The sequence below is a fragment of the Pseudoalteromonas sp. BSi20311 genome, from assembly GCF_000239875.1.
Classification (GTDB): domain Bacteria; phylum Pseudomonadota; class Gammaproteobacteria; order Enterobacterales; family Alteromonadaceae; genus Pseudoalteromonas.
In genome coordinates this window covers 1-17,182 of sequence record NZ_BADU01000054.1, presented here as the reverse complement: position 1 = coordinate 17,182, position 17,182 = coordinate 1, and the positions used below count along the sequence as shown (strand labels likewise).

At 40.8% G+C, this 17,182-nt stretch carries 13 protein-coding genes and 1 tRNA gene; 5 read left to right on the top strand and 9 right to left on the bottom strand.

From position 1 onward, the window contains the following. Positions 1-28 precede the first annotated feature (28 nt). Complete coding sequence (prfC, locus tag P20311_RS04785) at positions 29-1,618, bottom strand: peptide chain release factor 3 (RefSeq protein ID WP_008110289.1); 1,590 nt, start codon at positions 1,616-1,618, stop codon at positions 29-31. Between the two features lie 347 nt (positions 1,619-1,965). Between prfC and P20311_RS04780 the strand changes: the two genes are divergently transcribed. After that, positions 1,966-4,623 (top strand): ATP-binding protein, encoded by a 2,658-nt coding sequence (locus P20311_RS04780; protein WP_008110287.1) that lies wholly within the window; start codon positions 1,966-1,968, stop codon positions 4,621-4,623. Positions 4,624-4,626: 3 nt separating this feature from the next. On the opposite strand, the gene rimI is transcribed toward P20311_RS04780, so the two are convergent. The 5 genes from rimI to guaB all read right to left on the bottom strand — a co-directional run bounded on the left by rimI (position 4,627) and on the right by guaB (position 8,798). Then, on the bottom strand, positions 4,627-5,091 hold the full coding sequence (gene rimI / locus P20311_RS04775; RefSeq protein ID WP_008467686.1) for a ribosomal protein S18-alanine N-acetyltransferase: 465 nt from the start codon (positions 5,089-5,091) through the stop codon (positions 4,627-4,629). Continuing rightward, complete coding sequence (locus tag P20311_RS04770; protein ID WP_008110283.1) at positions 5,078-5,362, bottom strand: hypothetical protein; 285 nt, start codon at positions 5,360-5,362, stop codon at positions 5,078-5,080. Before P20311_RS04770 ends, rimI begins: the two co-directional genes overlap by 14 nt. A 65-nt stretch (positions 5,363-5,427) precedes the next feature. Next, positions 5,428-5,504: transfer RNA gene (locus tag P20311_RS04765), tRNA-Trp, on the bottom strand. A gap of 145 nt (positions 5,505-5,649) precedes the next feature. Further along, entirely contained in the window at positions 5,650-7,227 is a 1,578-nt protein-coding gene (gene guaA, locus P20311_RS04760) for a glutamine-hydrolyzing GMP synthase (RefSeq protein WP_008110281.1), read from the bottom strand. Between the two features lie 101 nt (positions 7,228-7,328). Further along, a complete protein-coding gene (gene guaB / locus P20311_RS04755; RefSeq protein WP_008110278.1) occupies positions 7,329-8,798 on the bottom strand; it encodes an IMP dehydrogenase in 1,470 nt (489 codons plus the stop codon). A gap of 134 nt (positions 8,799-8,932) precedes the next feature. Between guaB and xseA the strand changes: the two genes are divergently transcribed. Further along, positions 8,933-10,267, top strand: coding sequence for an exodeoxyribonuclease VII large subunit (gene xseA, locus P20311_RS04750; RefSeq protein WP_008110276.1), 1,335 nt, complete (start codon positions 8,933-8,935; stop codon positions 10,265-10,267). Positions 10,268-10,282: 15 nt separating this feature from the next. On the opposite strand, the gene P20311_RS04745 is transcribed toward xseA, so the two are convergent. Beyond that, on the bottom strand, positions 10,283-10,927 hold the full coding sequence (locus P20311_RS04745; protein WP_008467687.1) for a hypothetical protein: 645 nt from the start codon (positions 10,925-10,927) through the stop codon (positions 10,283-10,285). 17 nt (positions 10,928-10,944) lie between these two features. Further along, positions 10,945-11,763: a serine O-acetyltransferase gene (cysE, locus tag P20311_RS04740; protein ID WP_008110273.1), complete on the bottom strand. Its 819-nt coding sequence runs from the start codon at positions 11,761-11,763 to the stop codon at positions 10,945-10,947. Between the two features lie 327 nt (positions 11,764-12,090). Here cysE and P20311_RS04735 point away from each other — a divergent pair, with 327 nt between their 5' ends. Then, entirely contained in the window at positions 12,091-12,498 is a 408-nt protein-coding gene (locus tag P20311_RS04735; RefSeq protein WP_008110271.1) for a hypothetical protein, read from the top strand. Between the two features lies 1 nt (position 12,499). Further along, positions 12,500-12,814, top strand: coding sequence for a helix-turn-helix transcriptional regulator (locus P20311_RS04730; RefSeq protein WP_008110269.1), 315 nt, complete (start codon positions 12,500-12,502; stop codon positions 12,812-12,814). Positions 12,815-12,894: 80 nt separating this feature from the next. Here P20311_RS04730 and P20311_RS04725 read toward each other — a convergent pair whose 3' ends face one another. Then, positions 12,895-15,777, bottom strand: coding sequence for a pitrilysin family protein (locus P20311_RS04725; RefSeq protein WP_008110267.1), 2,883 nt, complete (start codon positions 15,775-15,777; stop codon positions 12,895-12,897). Positions 15,778-16,026: 249 nt separating this feature from the next. Between P20311_RS04725 and P20311_RS04720 the strand changes: the two genes are divergently transcribed. After that, positions 16,027-16,983 carry a methylenetetrahydrofolate reductase gene (locus tag P20311_RS04720; RefSeq protein WP_008110265.1) on the top strand — a complete coding sequence of 319 codons (957 nt, stop codon included), beginning with the start codon at positions 16,027-16,029 and terminating at the stop codon, positions 16,981-16,983. Positions 16,984-17,182: the final 199 nt, after the last annotated feature.

Below are 17,182 nucleotides of genomic sequence, written 5' to 3'. Positions count from 1 at the left end.
GCTTTGTGTTAATTCTAGAGGCTAAGTGCTAGTTTTCACGCGTGTGATTAAATGTCACTTCAGGGTAACGCTCTGTCGACAAGTTAAGATTTACACGACTCGGCGCGATGTAAGTTAAATTATCGCCACCATCAAGTGCTAAGTTGCTTTCGCACTTACGCTTAAACTCTTCAAACTTTTTAACATCATCACAGCTAACCCAGCGGGCTGTATTTACATTAACGCTTTCGTAAATTGCATCAACGTTATATTCAGCTTTTAAACGCGCTACAACCACGTCAAACTGCAACACACCTACCGCACCTACAATTAAGTCATTATTAATTAATGGTCTGAATACTTGTACTGCGCCCTCTTCTGAAAGCTGTACCAATCCTTTTAATAACTGTTTTTGTTTTAATGGATCGCGCAGACGAATACGGCGGAACAATTCAGGGGCGAAGTTTGGAATACCGCTAAACTTAATTTTTTCGCCTTGGGTAAAGGTATCACCAATTTGAATCGTACCGTGGTTATGTAAACCAATAATATCACCAGCGTAAGCATCAGCCGCACGCTCACGATCGCCCGCCATAAAGGTTACCGCATCAGAAATACTGACTTGTTTACCGATACGCACATGATTCATTTTCATGCCTTGGCTATATTTACCCGACACAATACGCATAAAGGCAATACGGTCACGGTGTTTTGGATCCATGTTGGCCTGAATTTTAAATACAAACCCAGTGAAGTTTTCTTCTGTGGCTACAACTTGGCGGTCTTCTGTCTCACGTGGTAATGGGGTTGGCGCCCACTGAGTTAACCCATCTAAAACATGATCTACACCAAAGTTACCAAGTGCGGTACCAAAATACACAGGCGATAACTCACCCGCTAAGAATAGATCTAAATCAAATTCGTGTGATGCACCAATAACTAGCTCTAGTTCATCGCGTAACTGCGCTGCAAGTTCATCACCAATGGCTTGGTCAAGCTCAGGGTTATCGAGCCCTTTAATGCTGCGTACTTCTTGAATAGTGTGACCTTGACCTGTTTTATATAAAATGGTCTCTTCGTTATGGATATGGTAAACACCTTTAAACTCTTTACCACAGCCAATTGGCCACGTAATAGGTGCACAGGCAATATTTAGCTCTGTTTCTACTTCGTCAAGTAGTTCCATTGGGTCGCGAATATCACGGTCACATTTATTCATAAAGGTAACAATAGGCGTGGTACGCAGGCGTGTTACTTCCATTAGCTTACGGGTACGTTCTTCAACACCTTTAGCAGCATCAATTACCATTAAACACGAATCTACCGCGGTTAAAGTTCGGTATGTATCTTCAGAGAAGTCTTCGTGTCCTGGGGTATCAAGTAAATTAACTAACGCATTGTTATAAGGAAATTGCATTACAGAGGTAGTCACAGAAATACCACGCTCTTTTTCCATTTCCATCCAATCAGACTTGGCATGCTGATTAGAGCCACGGCCTTTTACCGTTCCAGCTTTTTGAATTGCTTGTCCGAATAACAATACTTTTTCAGTGATAGTGGTTTTACCCGCATCCGGGTGCGAGATGATCGCAAAGGTACGGCGTTTATTAATTTCGCTAAGGAGATTTTGGTCTGCCATTAAAAAGGTTCTTTTAGTTGATATACGGATGTATTTGTATTTTAGTATGCTGAGCTTTTAAGGCTAAAAACAAGCTAACCTCTAAAGCTCAACATACCCCAACAAGAACCCAAATTAGCTCTTGTGACGCTATCCGTTAAGTTAATCGTAATTAAAGACTATTTTCGCTGATCTTGGCTTTATAAACAATCAATGGTTGGTTATTAACGGATCTTTTTTAAGTTTGGTGTTTTCAGCGATAATTAACAATAACGCTATAAATTGCCCACTAACTTAACACCAAGCTTGAGTAATAGTGCTGTAAATCATATTATTGGTCGATTACATGGAGGATTTGATGTTGGGTAATGAAAACCAGTAAGCTAAGTATTCGATTATTATGGTATATAACTCCACTGGTTATACTGCCATTGTTATTTTTAGGGGGCTTTACGCTCACTAATGTGACCAACTCTACGCAAAAGCAGGCCGACTTGATTATGAGTCGCTTTGTAGAACAACAACAGCAAAAAGTATTCAACTATATCGATTCTTTTCATGCAACGGCTAAGTTACTCTCTGCTTCACCAGTACTAAGTGACTTTTTAGCTAAAGATTTATTTGAAGACGCCAGCTATACCTATCGCCTTGGCGCGTTAATGGACGTATTTGCCAGTTACAGTGAAGCCTACCCTGACATTATTAGTATTAACTTAGTCTCAAAAACAGGTAAAAGTGACGCCTATTATTCCAGTAATTTAACCGTAGCGCCCAAATCCTACCCATTTTTTGATCAAGTTAAACAAAGTAATTTAAGCCAGCAGCAGTTTATGGTGCAAAAAGAAGATGGCACCACTAACTTATACTTTGTGCAGCGCATATATAGCGTCGACTATTATTTAAAACGCCCACAACAATTAGGCTTTATTATTCTTAAAGTCGACCCCTCTATTTTAAACACCAGCATTTTAGAAGCGCCTTATAACAACACATTAAATTTGTTACTGGCCAACGATGGTAAAATTTTGTTTAGCTCCGATTATAAAATGCGTGGCCACTATGTCAGCGAGTATGAGCTAAATAAAATTAACGATTTAGCGGATATAGGCAGCTTATCAACCATTGAACTTTCAAGTGTTGATAAAATAGAGCGACTGATTTTTGCAGCCCAAATGAGTGGCGGCTACTATTATGTATCGACCATTCCAAAAGCAGTATTGTATCAGTCAGGCAAAGCAATTAGTGTGATCACCGGGCTAATTGTTATTATTTCTGTGATCACCCTACCAATCTTAATTTTTATTGTGGTGCGTAATTTACTGCTTAACCCAATAGAGTTATTAGGTGAAGCAAGTCATCGAGTTGGTGATGGCGACCTCTCTGTTACACTCCCTGCTTATACTACGGATGAAGTAGGAATACTGTTTAACGACTTTAATCACATGATTAACCAAATTAAGCATTATCAACAGCAACTAGAAGAATATAAGCATCACTTAGAAGACAAAGTAGAAAGCCGAACTAAAGCGCTTGAGTCGATGAACAGTAAGCTTGAAACCGCCATCGCCCAAGCAGAACAAGCAAACCAGCTTAAAAGCCGCTTTTTAGCCAATATGAGTCATGAAATTCGCACTCCGCTTACAGCCATTATGGGATTTACAGAGCAACTACTGCATAGCGAAAAACCAACCAATGACAAACATCATTTAGGCACTATTCTACGTAACTCAAAACATTTGTTAGAGCTTATTAATAACATTCTCGATCTTTCAAAAATTGAAGCCGAAAAACTCGCGGTTGAGCAAACGCCGTTAAATGTTGTACAACTTATTCATGATGTTGAATCAATCATTAAACCTCTAGCACAAGAGAAGCAGCTGTCATTTACAATTAATTATGCGCTTCCGCTACCGCATACTATTAATAGTGATATTACTCGCTTAAAACAAATACTGATTAATATTGCCAGTAATGCGGTTAAATTCACTGAGCAAGGTCAGGTTACAATAACCGCTAAATACCAAGCACCAAAAACGCTTACCTTTGTTATTGAAGATACCGGCATTGGTATGTCGCCAAACCAAATAAAACGATTATTTACGCCATTTGAGCAAGCCGATGCTACAACGACACGTCGGTTTGGTGGTACGGGATTAGGGCTGTGTATTTCAAAAAACTTAGCTCAGTTACTAGGTGGTGATGTAAGTGTAACCAGTGAGGTGGGTGTGGGTAGTTGCTTTACCATCGATATAGATTGCCATTTGCATAATAGCCTTGGCGGCAATTTATTATTAACCGAGCATTCTCAACTAACACCAGAAAAGGATCCGCAGCTGTCTTTTGCAAGCAACAGCTTTGATGCGCATATTTTGGTAGCAGAAGATAACCCCGATAATCAGTTACTGATTAAATTGCTATTACAAACATGGGGATTAGAGCCCGATATAGCCAACAATGGTGCACAAGCTGTAGAAATGGCGTTGGTAAACGACTACCAGCTTATAATCATGGATATGCAAATGCCGGTTATGGGTGGGTTAGAAGCAACTAAAATGCTCAGAGATGCGGCCTATGATGGCCCAATTATCGCTCTGACCGCGAATGTGATGAATCATGATATTGATACTTACCTTGAAGCAGGCTGTGATAAAGCGCTGGGTAAACCCATTGATAAAGACGCACTAGAAAATGTATTAGTCAGCTATTTACACCTTGAACGTGATAACCAAAACAAGTGGGATAGCTTATTGAAGAGTGAGAAGTTTCAGCAAATAAATGCTAATTATTTAGCAAGCTTACCTGATTATTTACAACAGATAAAAGCACTATATAACAGCCGTGACTGTGAGACATTGCGCGCCCTTGCCCATAGTATTAAAGGCAGCGCTGGTTGTTTTAACTTTGATGAAATTTACCAAAGCGCCTCAGCGGTTGAACAAAGCTTAAAAGGCAATGATATGCCACAAAGAGAAAAACACGTTGCAGAACTTATTGCCGCAATAGAGCAAGCCATCGCTAATAAGTAATCCTTAAAAATTTAAACCCAGTGCCATGCCCATTAAAATCGCGTCTTCAAAGCCGTTTTTATTGGGAGCGTCACTGGGGTAATAATTTTTACGCACTGACATTTCAATAAAGCCTGCTCGTTCATACAAAGCAATAGCCCGTGTATTAGATTCGCGTACTTCTAAAAATAAGTTTTCGGCGCTGTGTTGCTCACCATACGCTATAAACTGCGTTAATAACTGCTGAGCAAATCCTTGTCCCTGAAAGCTTGGGGCGACACAAATATCCATTAGAGTAAAATCGGGTCCAGCTTTTTCACCAATATAAAAACCTATCATTTGCTCTTCATCGAACGCCGCTAAATTAAAATAACGTCCCTGCAAACATGATTGCATTGTTTTTAATGTCCAAGGATGTGTGTGGCAGCTGGTTTCAATGGCCATAAGCTCATTGATATTCTCATCGGTAACCGATTTAAAGTGTATCAAGGTGTTCACTCATTAATGCCCATAACACACGTTTTTGTGCACTGGACAGGGTGGAATCAGGTAAGCCTAATTGTTGCTCACTAAACTCAATGGTTGATGATTTAACAATCTTGTTTATTGTTACTGGCGCAAATGCACGCTCAATATCATCTTTTAACGTATCACAGAGTATTAACGATGAATTAGCTGACTGCTCTGACGGAGCTGGGCGAAAGTGTTGATTAAGTTCAAGCTTTTCTATACCAAAAACAGATGCGTAACGTGAATGCATAACGACTCGATGGAATTAGTAAGTTGAATAATATATGAAGTAATCAAAACGATGTAAAGAAGAAATGGCAGGGGCGGAGAGATTCGAACTCCCAACCGTCGGTTTTGGAGACCGCTGTTCTACCAATTGGAACTACGCCCCTGCAATGACGATGAATTATAAAGACCTTTTGACAAAGGTAAAGTAAAAAATCAAATTTTTGGTTTGTTTGCTTTTTAAATAAACAAAACGGCGAATTAGCATGCTAATTCGCCGTTAGTTATTACTTAATTATAACTATGAGAGGGTTATTCCCATTCGATAGTTGCAGGTGGTTTACCTGAAATATCGTAAACAACACGTGAGATACAGTCGATTTCATTAATGATACGGTTTGAAACCACACCTAAGAACTCATACGGTAAATGTGACCAACGCGCAGTCATAAAGTCAATGGTTTCTACACAACGAAGTGAAACAACCCAATCATACTTACGTGCATCACCCATAACCCCTACCGACTTAACCGGTAAGAATACAGTAAACGCTTGGCTTACTTTATGGTAAAGCTCTGCTTTGTGAAGCTCTTCAATGAAAATAGCATCAGCGCGGCGAAGTAAATCACAGTACTCTTTTTTGATTTCGCCAAGTACACGCACACCTAAACCTGGCCCTGGGAATGGGTGGCGGTAAAGCATGTCGTACGGTAAACCTAGCTCTAAACCAATTTTACGTACTTCATCCTTAAATAACTCACGTAATGGCTCTACTAAGCCCATTTGCATATCATCTGGTAAGCCGCCCACATTATGGTGCGATTTAATTACGTGTGCTTTACCAGTCGCTGAAGCTGCTGATTCGATTACGTCAGGGTAAATTGTACCTTGACCTAACCATTTTGCGTTTTTAAGCTTTTTAGCTTGCTCATCAAATACGTTAATAAACGTGTGGCCAATGGCTTTACGCTTATCTTCAGGATCTGATTTACCTGCTAAGTCATTTAAGAATTGATCTTCGGCATCTACTTTAACAATGTTTAAACCAAACTTATTGCCAAACATGTCCATTACTTGTTGGCCTTCGTTTAAACGAAGTAGCCCGTTATCAACAAATACACAGGTTAGTCGCTCACCAATAGCACGGTGAATAAGCATAGCTACAACCGATGAATCTACACCGCCTGATAAGCCTAAAATAACTTCGTCGTCGCCTACTGTTTCTTTGATACGCTCAATGGCGTCATCAATGATTTTTGCCGGCGTCCATAATTTTTCACAACCACAAATATCAATAGCAAAACGCTCTAGTAAACGTTGACCTTGATGTGTGTGCGTTACTTCTGGGTGAAATTGTACACCGTAAAAGCGTTTTTCTTCGTTAGACATTGCCGCATGTGGGCAAGTAGATGTTTTAGCAGTGGTATTAAAAGTATCTGGAATTTCCATTACTTTATCACCATGGCTCATCCAAACATCTAGTACACCATTGCCGCCATCAGTAATATGATCTTCAATGGCATCAAATAATGCACAGTTACCCACTTTTTCAACTTGCGCGTAACCAAATTCTTTTTTATCTGAGCTATGTACACGGCCGCCAAGCTGCGTTGCCATAGTTTGCATACCGTAACAAATACCCAATACTGGTACGCCAGCATCAAATACATACTCAGGAGCACGCGGGCTATTTTCAAGCGTAGTTGATTCTGGGCCACCAGAAAGGATAATACCTTGTGGGTTAAACTCGCGAATTTGCTCTTCGGTTACATCCCAAGCCCAAAGCTCACAATAAACACCAATTTCGCGCACGCGACGGGCGATTAACTGCGTGTATTGTGAACCAAAATCTAAAATGAGGATTCGTGAATCGTGAATGTCTTTGCTCATGAAGTATCTCGTAAAGTCAGGTGCTAAACGCCACCAGCTTAAGCTGTGTGACTATATTAGGGCTAACAAAGGTTAGCCCACTTATTTCATGTTAAGGCTGATTAGCCTAAACGGTAGTTCGGTGCTTCTTTAGTGATTTGCACATCATGAACATGCGACTCACCCATACCAGCAGAAGTTACACGTACAAACTGTGGTTTAGTGTTTAACTCTTCGATTGTGGCACAACCGGTTAAGCCCATTGCACTGCGAAGACCACCCACTTGTTGGTGAATAATTGTCGCAATTGGCCCTTTATAAGCAACACGACCTTCAATGCCTTCAGGTACTAACTTGTCAGCTTGGTTTGATTTTTGGAAGTAGCGATCTGATGAACCTTCTTTTTGATCCATCGCACCTAGGCTACCCATACCACGGTAAGACTTGTAGTAGCGACCTTGATAAAGTTCAACTTCACCAGGTGCTTCCTCTGTACCCGCGAGCATAGAGCCAACCATTACACACGATGCACCCGCAACGAGTGCTTTTACAATGTCACCTGAGAAACGAATACCGCCATCGGCAATCACTGGAATATCGCGACCTTTAAGGCCTTCAACCGCATCTGAAATGGCTGTTATTTGTGGTACACCACAACCAGTAACAATACGTGTAGTACAAATAGAACCTGGGCCGATACCTACTTTAACAGCATCAACACCAGCATCTGCAAGGGCAATAGCACCTTCGGCAGTTGCCACGTTACCCGCAACAATTTGTAAGTCTGGGTAAGCTTGACGAGTCGCTGCAACACGGTCAATAACACCTTGTGAGTGACCATGAGAAGTGTCGATTAGTAGTACATCAACACCGGCTTCAACTAATGCAGCAATACGCTCATCAGTACCTGCTCCAACACCTACAGCAGCACCTACACGTAAACGACCTTGCTCGTCTTTACACGCGTCTGGTTTGTCTTGTGCTTTTTGGTAATCTTTTACGGTGATCATGCCTTTAAGTTTAAACGCATCATCAACCACAAGAATCTTCTCAATGCGGTGTTCGTGCATTAAGCTTAAGATATCTTCGCGAGCAGTTCCCTCTTTAACCGTTACTAGGTTTTCTTTTTTCGTCATCACTGTTGAAACCGGCTGTTCAAGCTTAGTTTCAAAGCGCATATCACGACTAGTTACGATACCTACAAGGTTATTTTCGCTATCGGTGACCGGAAAACCTGAGAATCCCTTTTCCTGAGACAATTCAACAGCATCTGCAATAGTCAGATCGGCAGTAACTGTAACAGGGTATGAAACAATACCTGCTTCATAGGTTTTAACTTTACGAACATTTTTCGCTTGTTCTGCAATGGTCATGTTTTTATGAATAAAACCAAGACCACCTTCCTGCGCGAGGGCAATAGCTAAACGAGCTTCTGTAACAGTATCCATAGATGCTGAAATGAGCGGCAAGTTAAGTTTGATACCACGCGTTAAGCGAGTTGAAATATTTGCCGTGTGTGGCAAAACAGTAGAATGACCAGGTACTAAAAGTACGTCATCAAAGGTAAGAGCTTCTTTAGCGATTCTAAGCATTTTGGCAACTTCTCACATGTGGATCTAAGATAAGGAATTGCGGCCAAATTTTAACAGCGTTGTAGGCACTAGTAAATAATATTTTGTATTTATTTATGATAAGCTAGATTTATAAATGTTTTTTGGTAGTTTTTATGTTTTCTAAGCCCTCGCAAACGGTTTATACCGTATCTCGCCTTAATCGTGAAATACGTGCCTTACTTGAACAAGGTTTTGCGTCTTTAGTACTCACTGGTGAAATTTCTAACTTTATTGCGCCTGCTTCTGGGCATTGGTATTTTTCGTTAAAAGACGATAAAGCGCAAATTAAAGCCGCCATGTGGCGAGGCAATAATCGCAACCAAAGTTACCGACCAATTAACGGCGCACAAGTAACTGTTAAAGCACGTGTGTCTTTGTACGAACCCCGTGGTGACTACCAGCTTATTGTTGAACATATGGAGCCTGCCGGCGAAGGGCAACTTAAGCAAGAGTTTGACGCGCTAAAAATGCGTTTGGCTGCAGAGGGCTTATTTAGCTCTGCTTATAAAAAACCCCTACCCCAAAACATAAATCGCATAGGGGTGATCACCTCACCTACAGGCGCCGCAATCAAAGATATTTTAACTGTGCTAAAACGTCGTGCTCCGCAATTAGAAGTCGTTATTTACCCTGCGATGGTGCAAGGCAAAGAAGCGCATGGCCATTTAATCAAGCAAATAGAGCTGGCAAATCGTCGTAACGAAGTCGACGTTATTATACTCGGACGCGGTGGTGGTTCATTAGAAGATTTATGGTGTTTTAATCATGAGCAACTTGCTCGCACTATTTATCAAAGCGCACTACCCATTGTGAGCGCTGTTGGCCATGAAATAGACACCACGATTAGCGATTATGTCGCTGATGTGCGCGCAGCAACCCCCTCGGCGGCAGCGGAGCTAGTAAGTCCCAATACACAAGAGCTACATAATAGGGTTAATCAATTAGTTAGCCGTTTAGCGAATGCATTTAAACATGACATTGCCGATAAACGCGCACTGGCAATTCAACTACAGCACCGCTTAAATTTATGCCACCCGCGCAATCAGCTAAACCAAAAATCACAACGCTTAGATGAGTTGAGTATTGCACTGCAACAGGCAATGCGTCAGCGTTTATACCAGCAAGAACGCGTATTAGCTAATTTAACTCCACGCCTAATGCGCCAATCACCAGATAAAAAGCTAGCAAATGCAAACCATCAGTTAGCACAGCTACATGCAAGGCTAAACCAAGCGATGCAGCAGCAACTACAACACGCAAATAATACGCTTGCCTTACAGGCGAGTCGGCTTGATTCGGTTAGCCCCCTTAATGTATTAGCGCGCGGTTACAGCATAACGAAAACGGCGCAAAATAAAGTGGTTAAATCAGTGGAAGATGTAAAAGTGGGTGATGTGTTGATCACTGAGTTAGTAGATGGCCAGGTTATTTCAAAGGTAGAAGCTTAGCCATATTGCTAAGCGCTAGCCTTGCGTACTAACAGTAAACTCAATACGGGCATCGTTAGATTGAGATGCACTGAGTTTAAATTGCTGCCACCAAGGTTCAAGATGAAGCTTATCGTTTAGCTCGCGCCATAATTTAGCTCCATAATTAACGGCATGTTGGTTAATGGTAAGCTCAAACTTACAAATTGTTTGCTTACACTTTAGCGCTGTAAGCTCAGCGCTATCTGCAAACTCATTAATAATTAAAAAGTCAGTTAACGCGACTTCAAGCTCGTAACTCCATTCGAGATTATCAGCCTCTTGCTCAAACTGTATTGCGAGCTCATCATCAAGCTCTACACTTTCTAATTGATTTAACTTTAGCTGTTGTTGAGATTGCTTAAGCTGGATTGATTTTTTTTCAAGCCGCTGATTAAGCTCAACCACATGTTGTGCTAGCTGAGTTTGTTGATCAGCCTCTTGGGCTTTATTAACCTGCACTAGGCCTTGCAAAGTAGTTGGCTGATTATTGACTTGAGTGTTAGCCGAAGAGATTACAGCTTGTTTGGGCGCTGAGGAAACACGAGTGGAATCTTTAAAAAACAAAAAGTAACCACTTGCTAATGCCACGCCTGAAGAAAAACAGAGCAGCATAGCCACAAGGTTACTTTTATATATCATTTCTAGGTACTCAAAAATTAAAGCATTGCACTGGTGTGCGATTCGTTTTCTGGCTCGGGATATTCTAAAAAGTTTTGGTTCATACTTTCTGCCGGGCACTCACAATCAGGACGACCAATAATTTTTGCAGGTACGCCAACAGCAGTTGTGTGAGGCGGCACAGGGCTTAATACCACTGAACCTGCGCCAATACGTGCGCCCTCGCCCACTTCAATGTTACCCAGTACTTTAGCGCCCGCGCCAATAAGTACGCCCGCTCTAATTTTAGGATGGCGATCACCTTGCTCGTTACCCGTACCACCTAATGTAACCGATTGTAATATAGATACATTATCTTCAATTACGGCGGTTTCGCCAATTACAATACCGGTGGCATGGTCAAACATGATGCCTTGGCCTACTTTACAGGCAGGGTGAATATCAACCCCAAACACCTCTGAGGTACGGCTTTGAATAAAGCGTGCAAGCTCTTTACGGTTTTGCTGCCATAAGCAGTTTGCTAAACGGTGTGCTTGAATCGCGTGAAACCCTTTTAAATTTAAAATCACAGTAAGGTAGGTTTCGGCCGCAGGGTCACGGTCTTTTACCGCTTTAATATCATGAGCAACATACGTCAGCATCCGGTCACACTTTACAAATGCTTGGTCAAACAACTCGCGTATTGTAAAAGCAGAAACCACAGCATCAGCTAGTTTATTAGCAACAATAAAACTCAATGCCGACCCTAAGCACTCATGATTTAAAATACACGAATACACATGGCTCGCTAAAAGGGGTTCACGAGTTACTACTTCATTTGCTTCACTACGAAGCTGTTGCCAAATTTCATGACGCATAATAATGCCTTAAGATTAGTACAAAGAGCCTATCGCCAATTCTAACGGATTTAGCCGCCTAGGTGTTAATCCCTTTGTTATTTGTTCTAGTTATTAGATATAACCAGCTAAGTTTCAGGTTTATATTACTTTTTTCAAGTCATGTCATATGACAGCTAGGCAGGTTTAAGCATTTATGAAAAAATAAAATAAGTTAATAAAAATCAGTAAATAACAACATATGACAGCACGTGTGTCATGTGCCAAAATAGCCACTGGCGTACTGCTGACGGCGTAAAAAATAATAATAAACGCTAAATTAGCATCATCAACTCAACAAGGATAACGATGATGAAAAACGACATATTAAATACAAAAAAATTAGGCTATAAATTTTACTTTCAAGATGGCGATAACCAAATAGCCTGTTTTGGAAGCTACTTTACTGGTAAAGAGGAAGTCTATATTAACGATGACTTAGTTAGCAGCAGACGCAGCGTTAATATAAAAAGCTCACACACATTTGATTTTGAAAATTCGCAGTACCAAGTGAAATTTGACATGCTCAATATACTGACAGGACGACTTGAATGCACTCTTTACAAAGATCAAGAAGTGCTTGCCAAGCAAGTTCAAAGTAGTCTTCCTAGCGATCCTAAAAAAGCGGTTTTTTTTATTCTAGGTTGTGCATTAGGTGGTGCAGTATTTGGCTATACTACAGCAGCAGTCGTAGAGCTATTTGTAGGGAAACTTTAACATGCAATTAAACCCTGCAACGGTAAAGTCGCTTAGGCACACATTCGATTGGACACAACAACAGCTTGCCGATGCCTGCGATGTAAGCTTGCGAACCATTCAACGAGTAGAAAAAGAAGGTGCAGCCTCAAAAGAAACCACCATGGCCTTATGTGCGGTATTTGAAGTACGCCAAGGTGAGCTTATTAAGCTTGATGAAAACAACCAAAATGATGCCAATAACAGCCCATCTAAAAGTTTTATTGCTGGTTTAGTTATTAGCTCTGTTATTAGTTTTGCCCTTGGTGCAGCCTCAGTACTATTAGTTAGTAACTAATAAAATATAAAAATGCCCCAATGCTTACGGCACAGGGGCATTTTTTAGTACTTAAAAACTTAAGAACTTAAGAACTTAAATTATTGAAATACTTTATCCACCTTCACTACTTCAATATTTTTCGCTGGTATTGCCAGTTTATAATCAGCAATTACCTTATCTTCAGCCACTAACTCGGCAGGCTTATCGGTGTTGTACACCATAGGCGAGGTTTGCATAGTTGCTAAACGTTTTTGCATATCTTCACCATCACCGGTAACAAACACATAGTGGATATTCTCAGTTTGTAGGTTGTCTTTAATCACGCGATTTACATCGCCAACAGTCAATGTTTTAAGCTTGTTTGTTACATAGTTTACAAAACTATCGGTGTTATAAAACTCGCTATCTAGCGCATAACCTAACTGGCGATTTTGACTAGCAACCATTTGTGGCACAAAGTTAATTAAAAAGTTACGTGTGGCTTCAAAATCAGCCTCAGTCATGCCATTTTTAATTAGTTTATCTAGCTCAAATAATGCGGTACGGGTAGCAAAATGCGCATCGTTGTTTGAGCGCAGTGGACGCAGCCACACCTGGAATATTTGCTCAGAGCGCCCTAAGTTTGCATCCGGTTTAGTTTGAAACATACCTCTAGGGAAGTATTCAATGTAGGCGTAATCACCGTAATTCATACCACGGGTTTGACGAATACGTTCGTACAAGTAACTGTTAGAACTACGATGCTCACCAAAGTACGAGCGCACTAACCACAATGCGGTCCAGTCTTCGCTGCTACGAATGGTATCAATAGGAAAGCCAAACGATACAGCTGTTGATTGCGCTGACTTTTCAACAATTGTTGCATGATGACCTTTAAGCTCTGGCGCATCAGGGATTGTTAAGCGGCTTTGTTCGCCTTTAGGGAGTGTCGCTAAGTCAGCTAACATTTGTGCTTTAAGTTTTGTAGGGACTGCACCAATTAAACCCACAGTAAGTTTAGCTTGTGTAAGTTCAGCATTATAAAACGCTTTAACATCATCAAGAGTGAGCGCTTCTAAGTCAGATAAGTCACCGTAGTTATAGCTTTCATAAGGGTGGCCTTTATAAAGCACACTGTAGAGCACTTCTTTACCCAACTCTTCATCATTAGAAGCTTTTAAACCCGATTTAATGCCATCGATCATTTCTTTTTTCAGACGTTTAAAGTCATCTTCTCTAAAGCCTGGGTTTAGAAGCTGCTCACTCACTAAGGCATACCACTGAGCAGCATTATCTTTATGAATACGCCCTTGGAACGACAGCATTTCTTTATCTATTTGATAACCAAAACTACCCGCAAGCGGGTACATTGCTTTTTTAATTTCTTTGTAACTCATTGAGGTTGAGCCACCTTGCGCCAGCATTGCGGCAGTCAGTGCCGCCACGCCTTTTTTACCTTGCGGATCGGCAGCGGCACCGGTATTAAATAATAAGTTAATATCGATTAACGGCGAGCTATTGGTTTTATCCAGCACCTTAAAGATTGGCTTACTCGGTACTTGCTGATATTTTGCTACCAAGGCATTTAAATCGCTTTCTTGTTCAAAACCTGGGGCTTTATCAAGTGCCGACATAGTAATTGTGGTGCGAGCATTATCAACAAAATACTTATTTGCAACGGCTCTAATATCTTCGCTAGTGATATTGTCTGCCGATTTATACAGCTGATTAATCACCTCAGGATCGCGCTCAAAATGCATATAGCTGGCAAGTGTAGAGGCAATTGCTTGCGATGAATCTAAACCATTTATAAAGCTGTATTTAAGGTTAGACTTTAAATCGCTGAGTTTTTGGCTATCAACCAACTCGGTACGCGCTTTGGCATAGGTACGGTTTATAGCATCACGCACTGTGGCTAAATCATCGGCATTTTCAACTTTTACAAATACATGCAGTAACCCTGGATCTTTAGTTTCTGGGTTATAAATAAACATTTGACTCGCGATTTGCTTTTCTACTACCAGCTCTTGGTAAATATCTGAATTGCTAGAAAAGTAAAGCTGCGACAGTAAATCTAATGCGGCTCTGTCTTTTTTCTGAGGCTCCCATGCAGCCCCTTTATACGACACAAGTAACCAATGACCTGGTAACCCTTCGTTTTGCTCATGCACATATTTTGGCGCTTGCTGAGTTGGCTCTTTTGGAATATCAGCAACATAGTCGCCTTTTTGCCAGTTACCCCAGTGTTTTTTAACCATCGCCATGGTCTCTTTTGGATCAACATCACCAACAATCACAAGCGATACATATTCAGGCTTATAAAACTTATCAAAAAACTCTTTACCGTAGGTCATTTGATCTGGCATAGCTTCAATGTCTTCAAAAAAGCCCATAGTAGTGTGTTTATAGGTATGTTTTTCGAACGCTTCTTGGCGTACCGCACTTAATAATTTACGAATTGGACTGGCGTTATTTTTTAAGTACTCGCCTTTAACGGTAAGCGCTTCGGTTCTAAATTGTTCTTCGGTGTAGCTTAAGTTTTGAAAAATATCAGCTTCAATCTCAAGTACTTTATCAAGATGCTGTTTTGAAAAATTTAAGTGGTAGTTAGTGTAATCGTTAGTTGTGTAGGCGCGGTTATCAACCCCTGAATTTTTTAGAATATCTGAATACACATCTTGCGGAAACTTTTCAGAGCCTTTAAACATCATGTGTTCAAAAAAGTGAGCAAAACCAGTTTTACCCGCTTCCACTTCATTTCGCGAGCCAACAGATACCGGTATTTGTAGCGATACTACATCTGGGTAATCGGTTTTAACTACCATCACACGCAAGCCGTTATCTAGCTCTTCTAATAGGTAATCTTGTGAAAAAACACGCTCATCTGCTTTATTAACTTGTTCTTGTTGAGCTGCTGTTTGCGTGTTTTGACTTTGCTGCATAGCACAACCTGTTAAGGCCAGCGATACCGCTAGGCTAGTTGCCAATAATTTAAATTTCATTGTTATCCCTTTTTAAATTGAGCAATTTTTAAAACATTTACCAAACTAAGTATGCCGTAAAGCAATTAAATATAAGAGCCCTAAGCCTATTAATTATGTAAACAACTGTGTCAGTTATTGCTGGTAACTTGGTTTAACTATGAAAATAATTCACGTTTGTTGAGAAACTTTCAATAAATAAATCTATCTAGACGTCTAAATGGCTGCTATATTAAATCCATCATCACAAATTAAGCTGGAATGAGGATTATGGCTTTATCACTTCAAGAAAAAATACAGGACACCAACCAAGGTGTTTACCTAATTGGCACAACACCTCCAAAAATTGGGACTGATAAAGCGCAATTAAAAGTCATTGCCGAAAAGTTATTAGGCCGTTTACACGAAATTGAATATGACGGTGTGATTATTTATGACATTCAAGATGAAAGCAGCCGTACAGAGCAAGCGCGTCCATTTGCATTTAAGCAAACAGTTGATCCGCGCGAGTACAGTCAACTCTTACGAGGCTTATCTGATCTTGATGTAATTACTTATAAAAGTGTAGCTCAGCGCGGTGTGAGTGAGTTTAAAGCGTGGTTAGATGAAACTAAAAATGACTACGATTTAAAAAACGTGGTGTTAGTGGGCAGCCCATCATCAGCAGGTGATATAAAGCTGAGCTTACCGAATGCCTATAAAACACTGGCAGAGCAGTCTGAAGATTTCTTTTTAGGTGGTGTAACCATTGCTGAGCGCCATGCCAATAAGCGCAACGAACACCAACGCTTAATAGAAAAAACAGCACAAGGGTGCCAGTTTTTTATCTCTCAAGCCGTGTACAACGCACAAGCAACCATAGATTTAATAACCAGTTATGCGCGCACATGCAAAGCACAAGGCCTGACACCTAATCGAATTATATTAACCTTTACGCCTTGTGGTGGTGAAAAAACCTTAGAGTTTATGCAATGGCTAGGCATCTCAGTGCCAGAGGCAACTAAATGGCGCATGCTTGATTCGGAAAATACATTAAGCGAATCAGTGCGTATTTGTCGCGAAAACCTCGACTCAATTTTAAAAAGCTGTGCGCACTTAGGTGTGCCGCTGGGCTTAAATATTGAAAGCTTAACCAACCGTAAAGAAGAAATTGACGCGTCAATTAACTTATACCGTTTATTAAAAGCAACAATGGAACTCAACCTAGCGGAGAAACTAATAGCTTAATTGCGGGGTTCGGGGTTCGGGGTTCGGGGTTCGGGGTTCGGGGTTCGGGGTTCGGGGTTCGGGGTTCGGGCAACAATAATAAGCGACATAGAATAAGCCAGTTCAAGTAGTTAGCTTCGTTTATTTTAATAAGTACTAACTTGAACTGTCAGGTTTAAACTGTAGGACTTTATCAAATCTAACAGTCGCATTTGTGCCC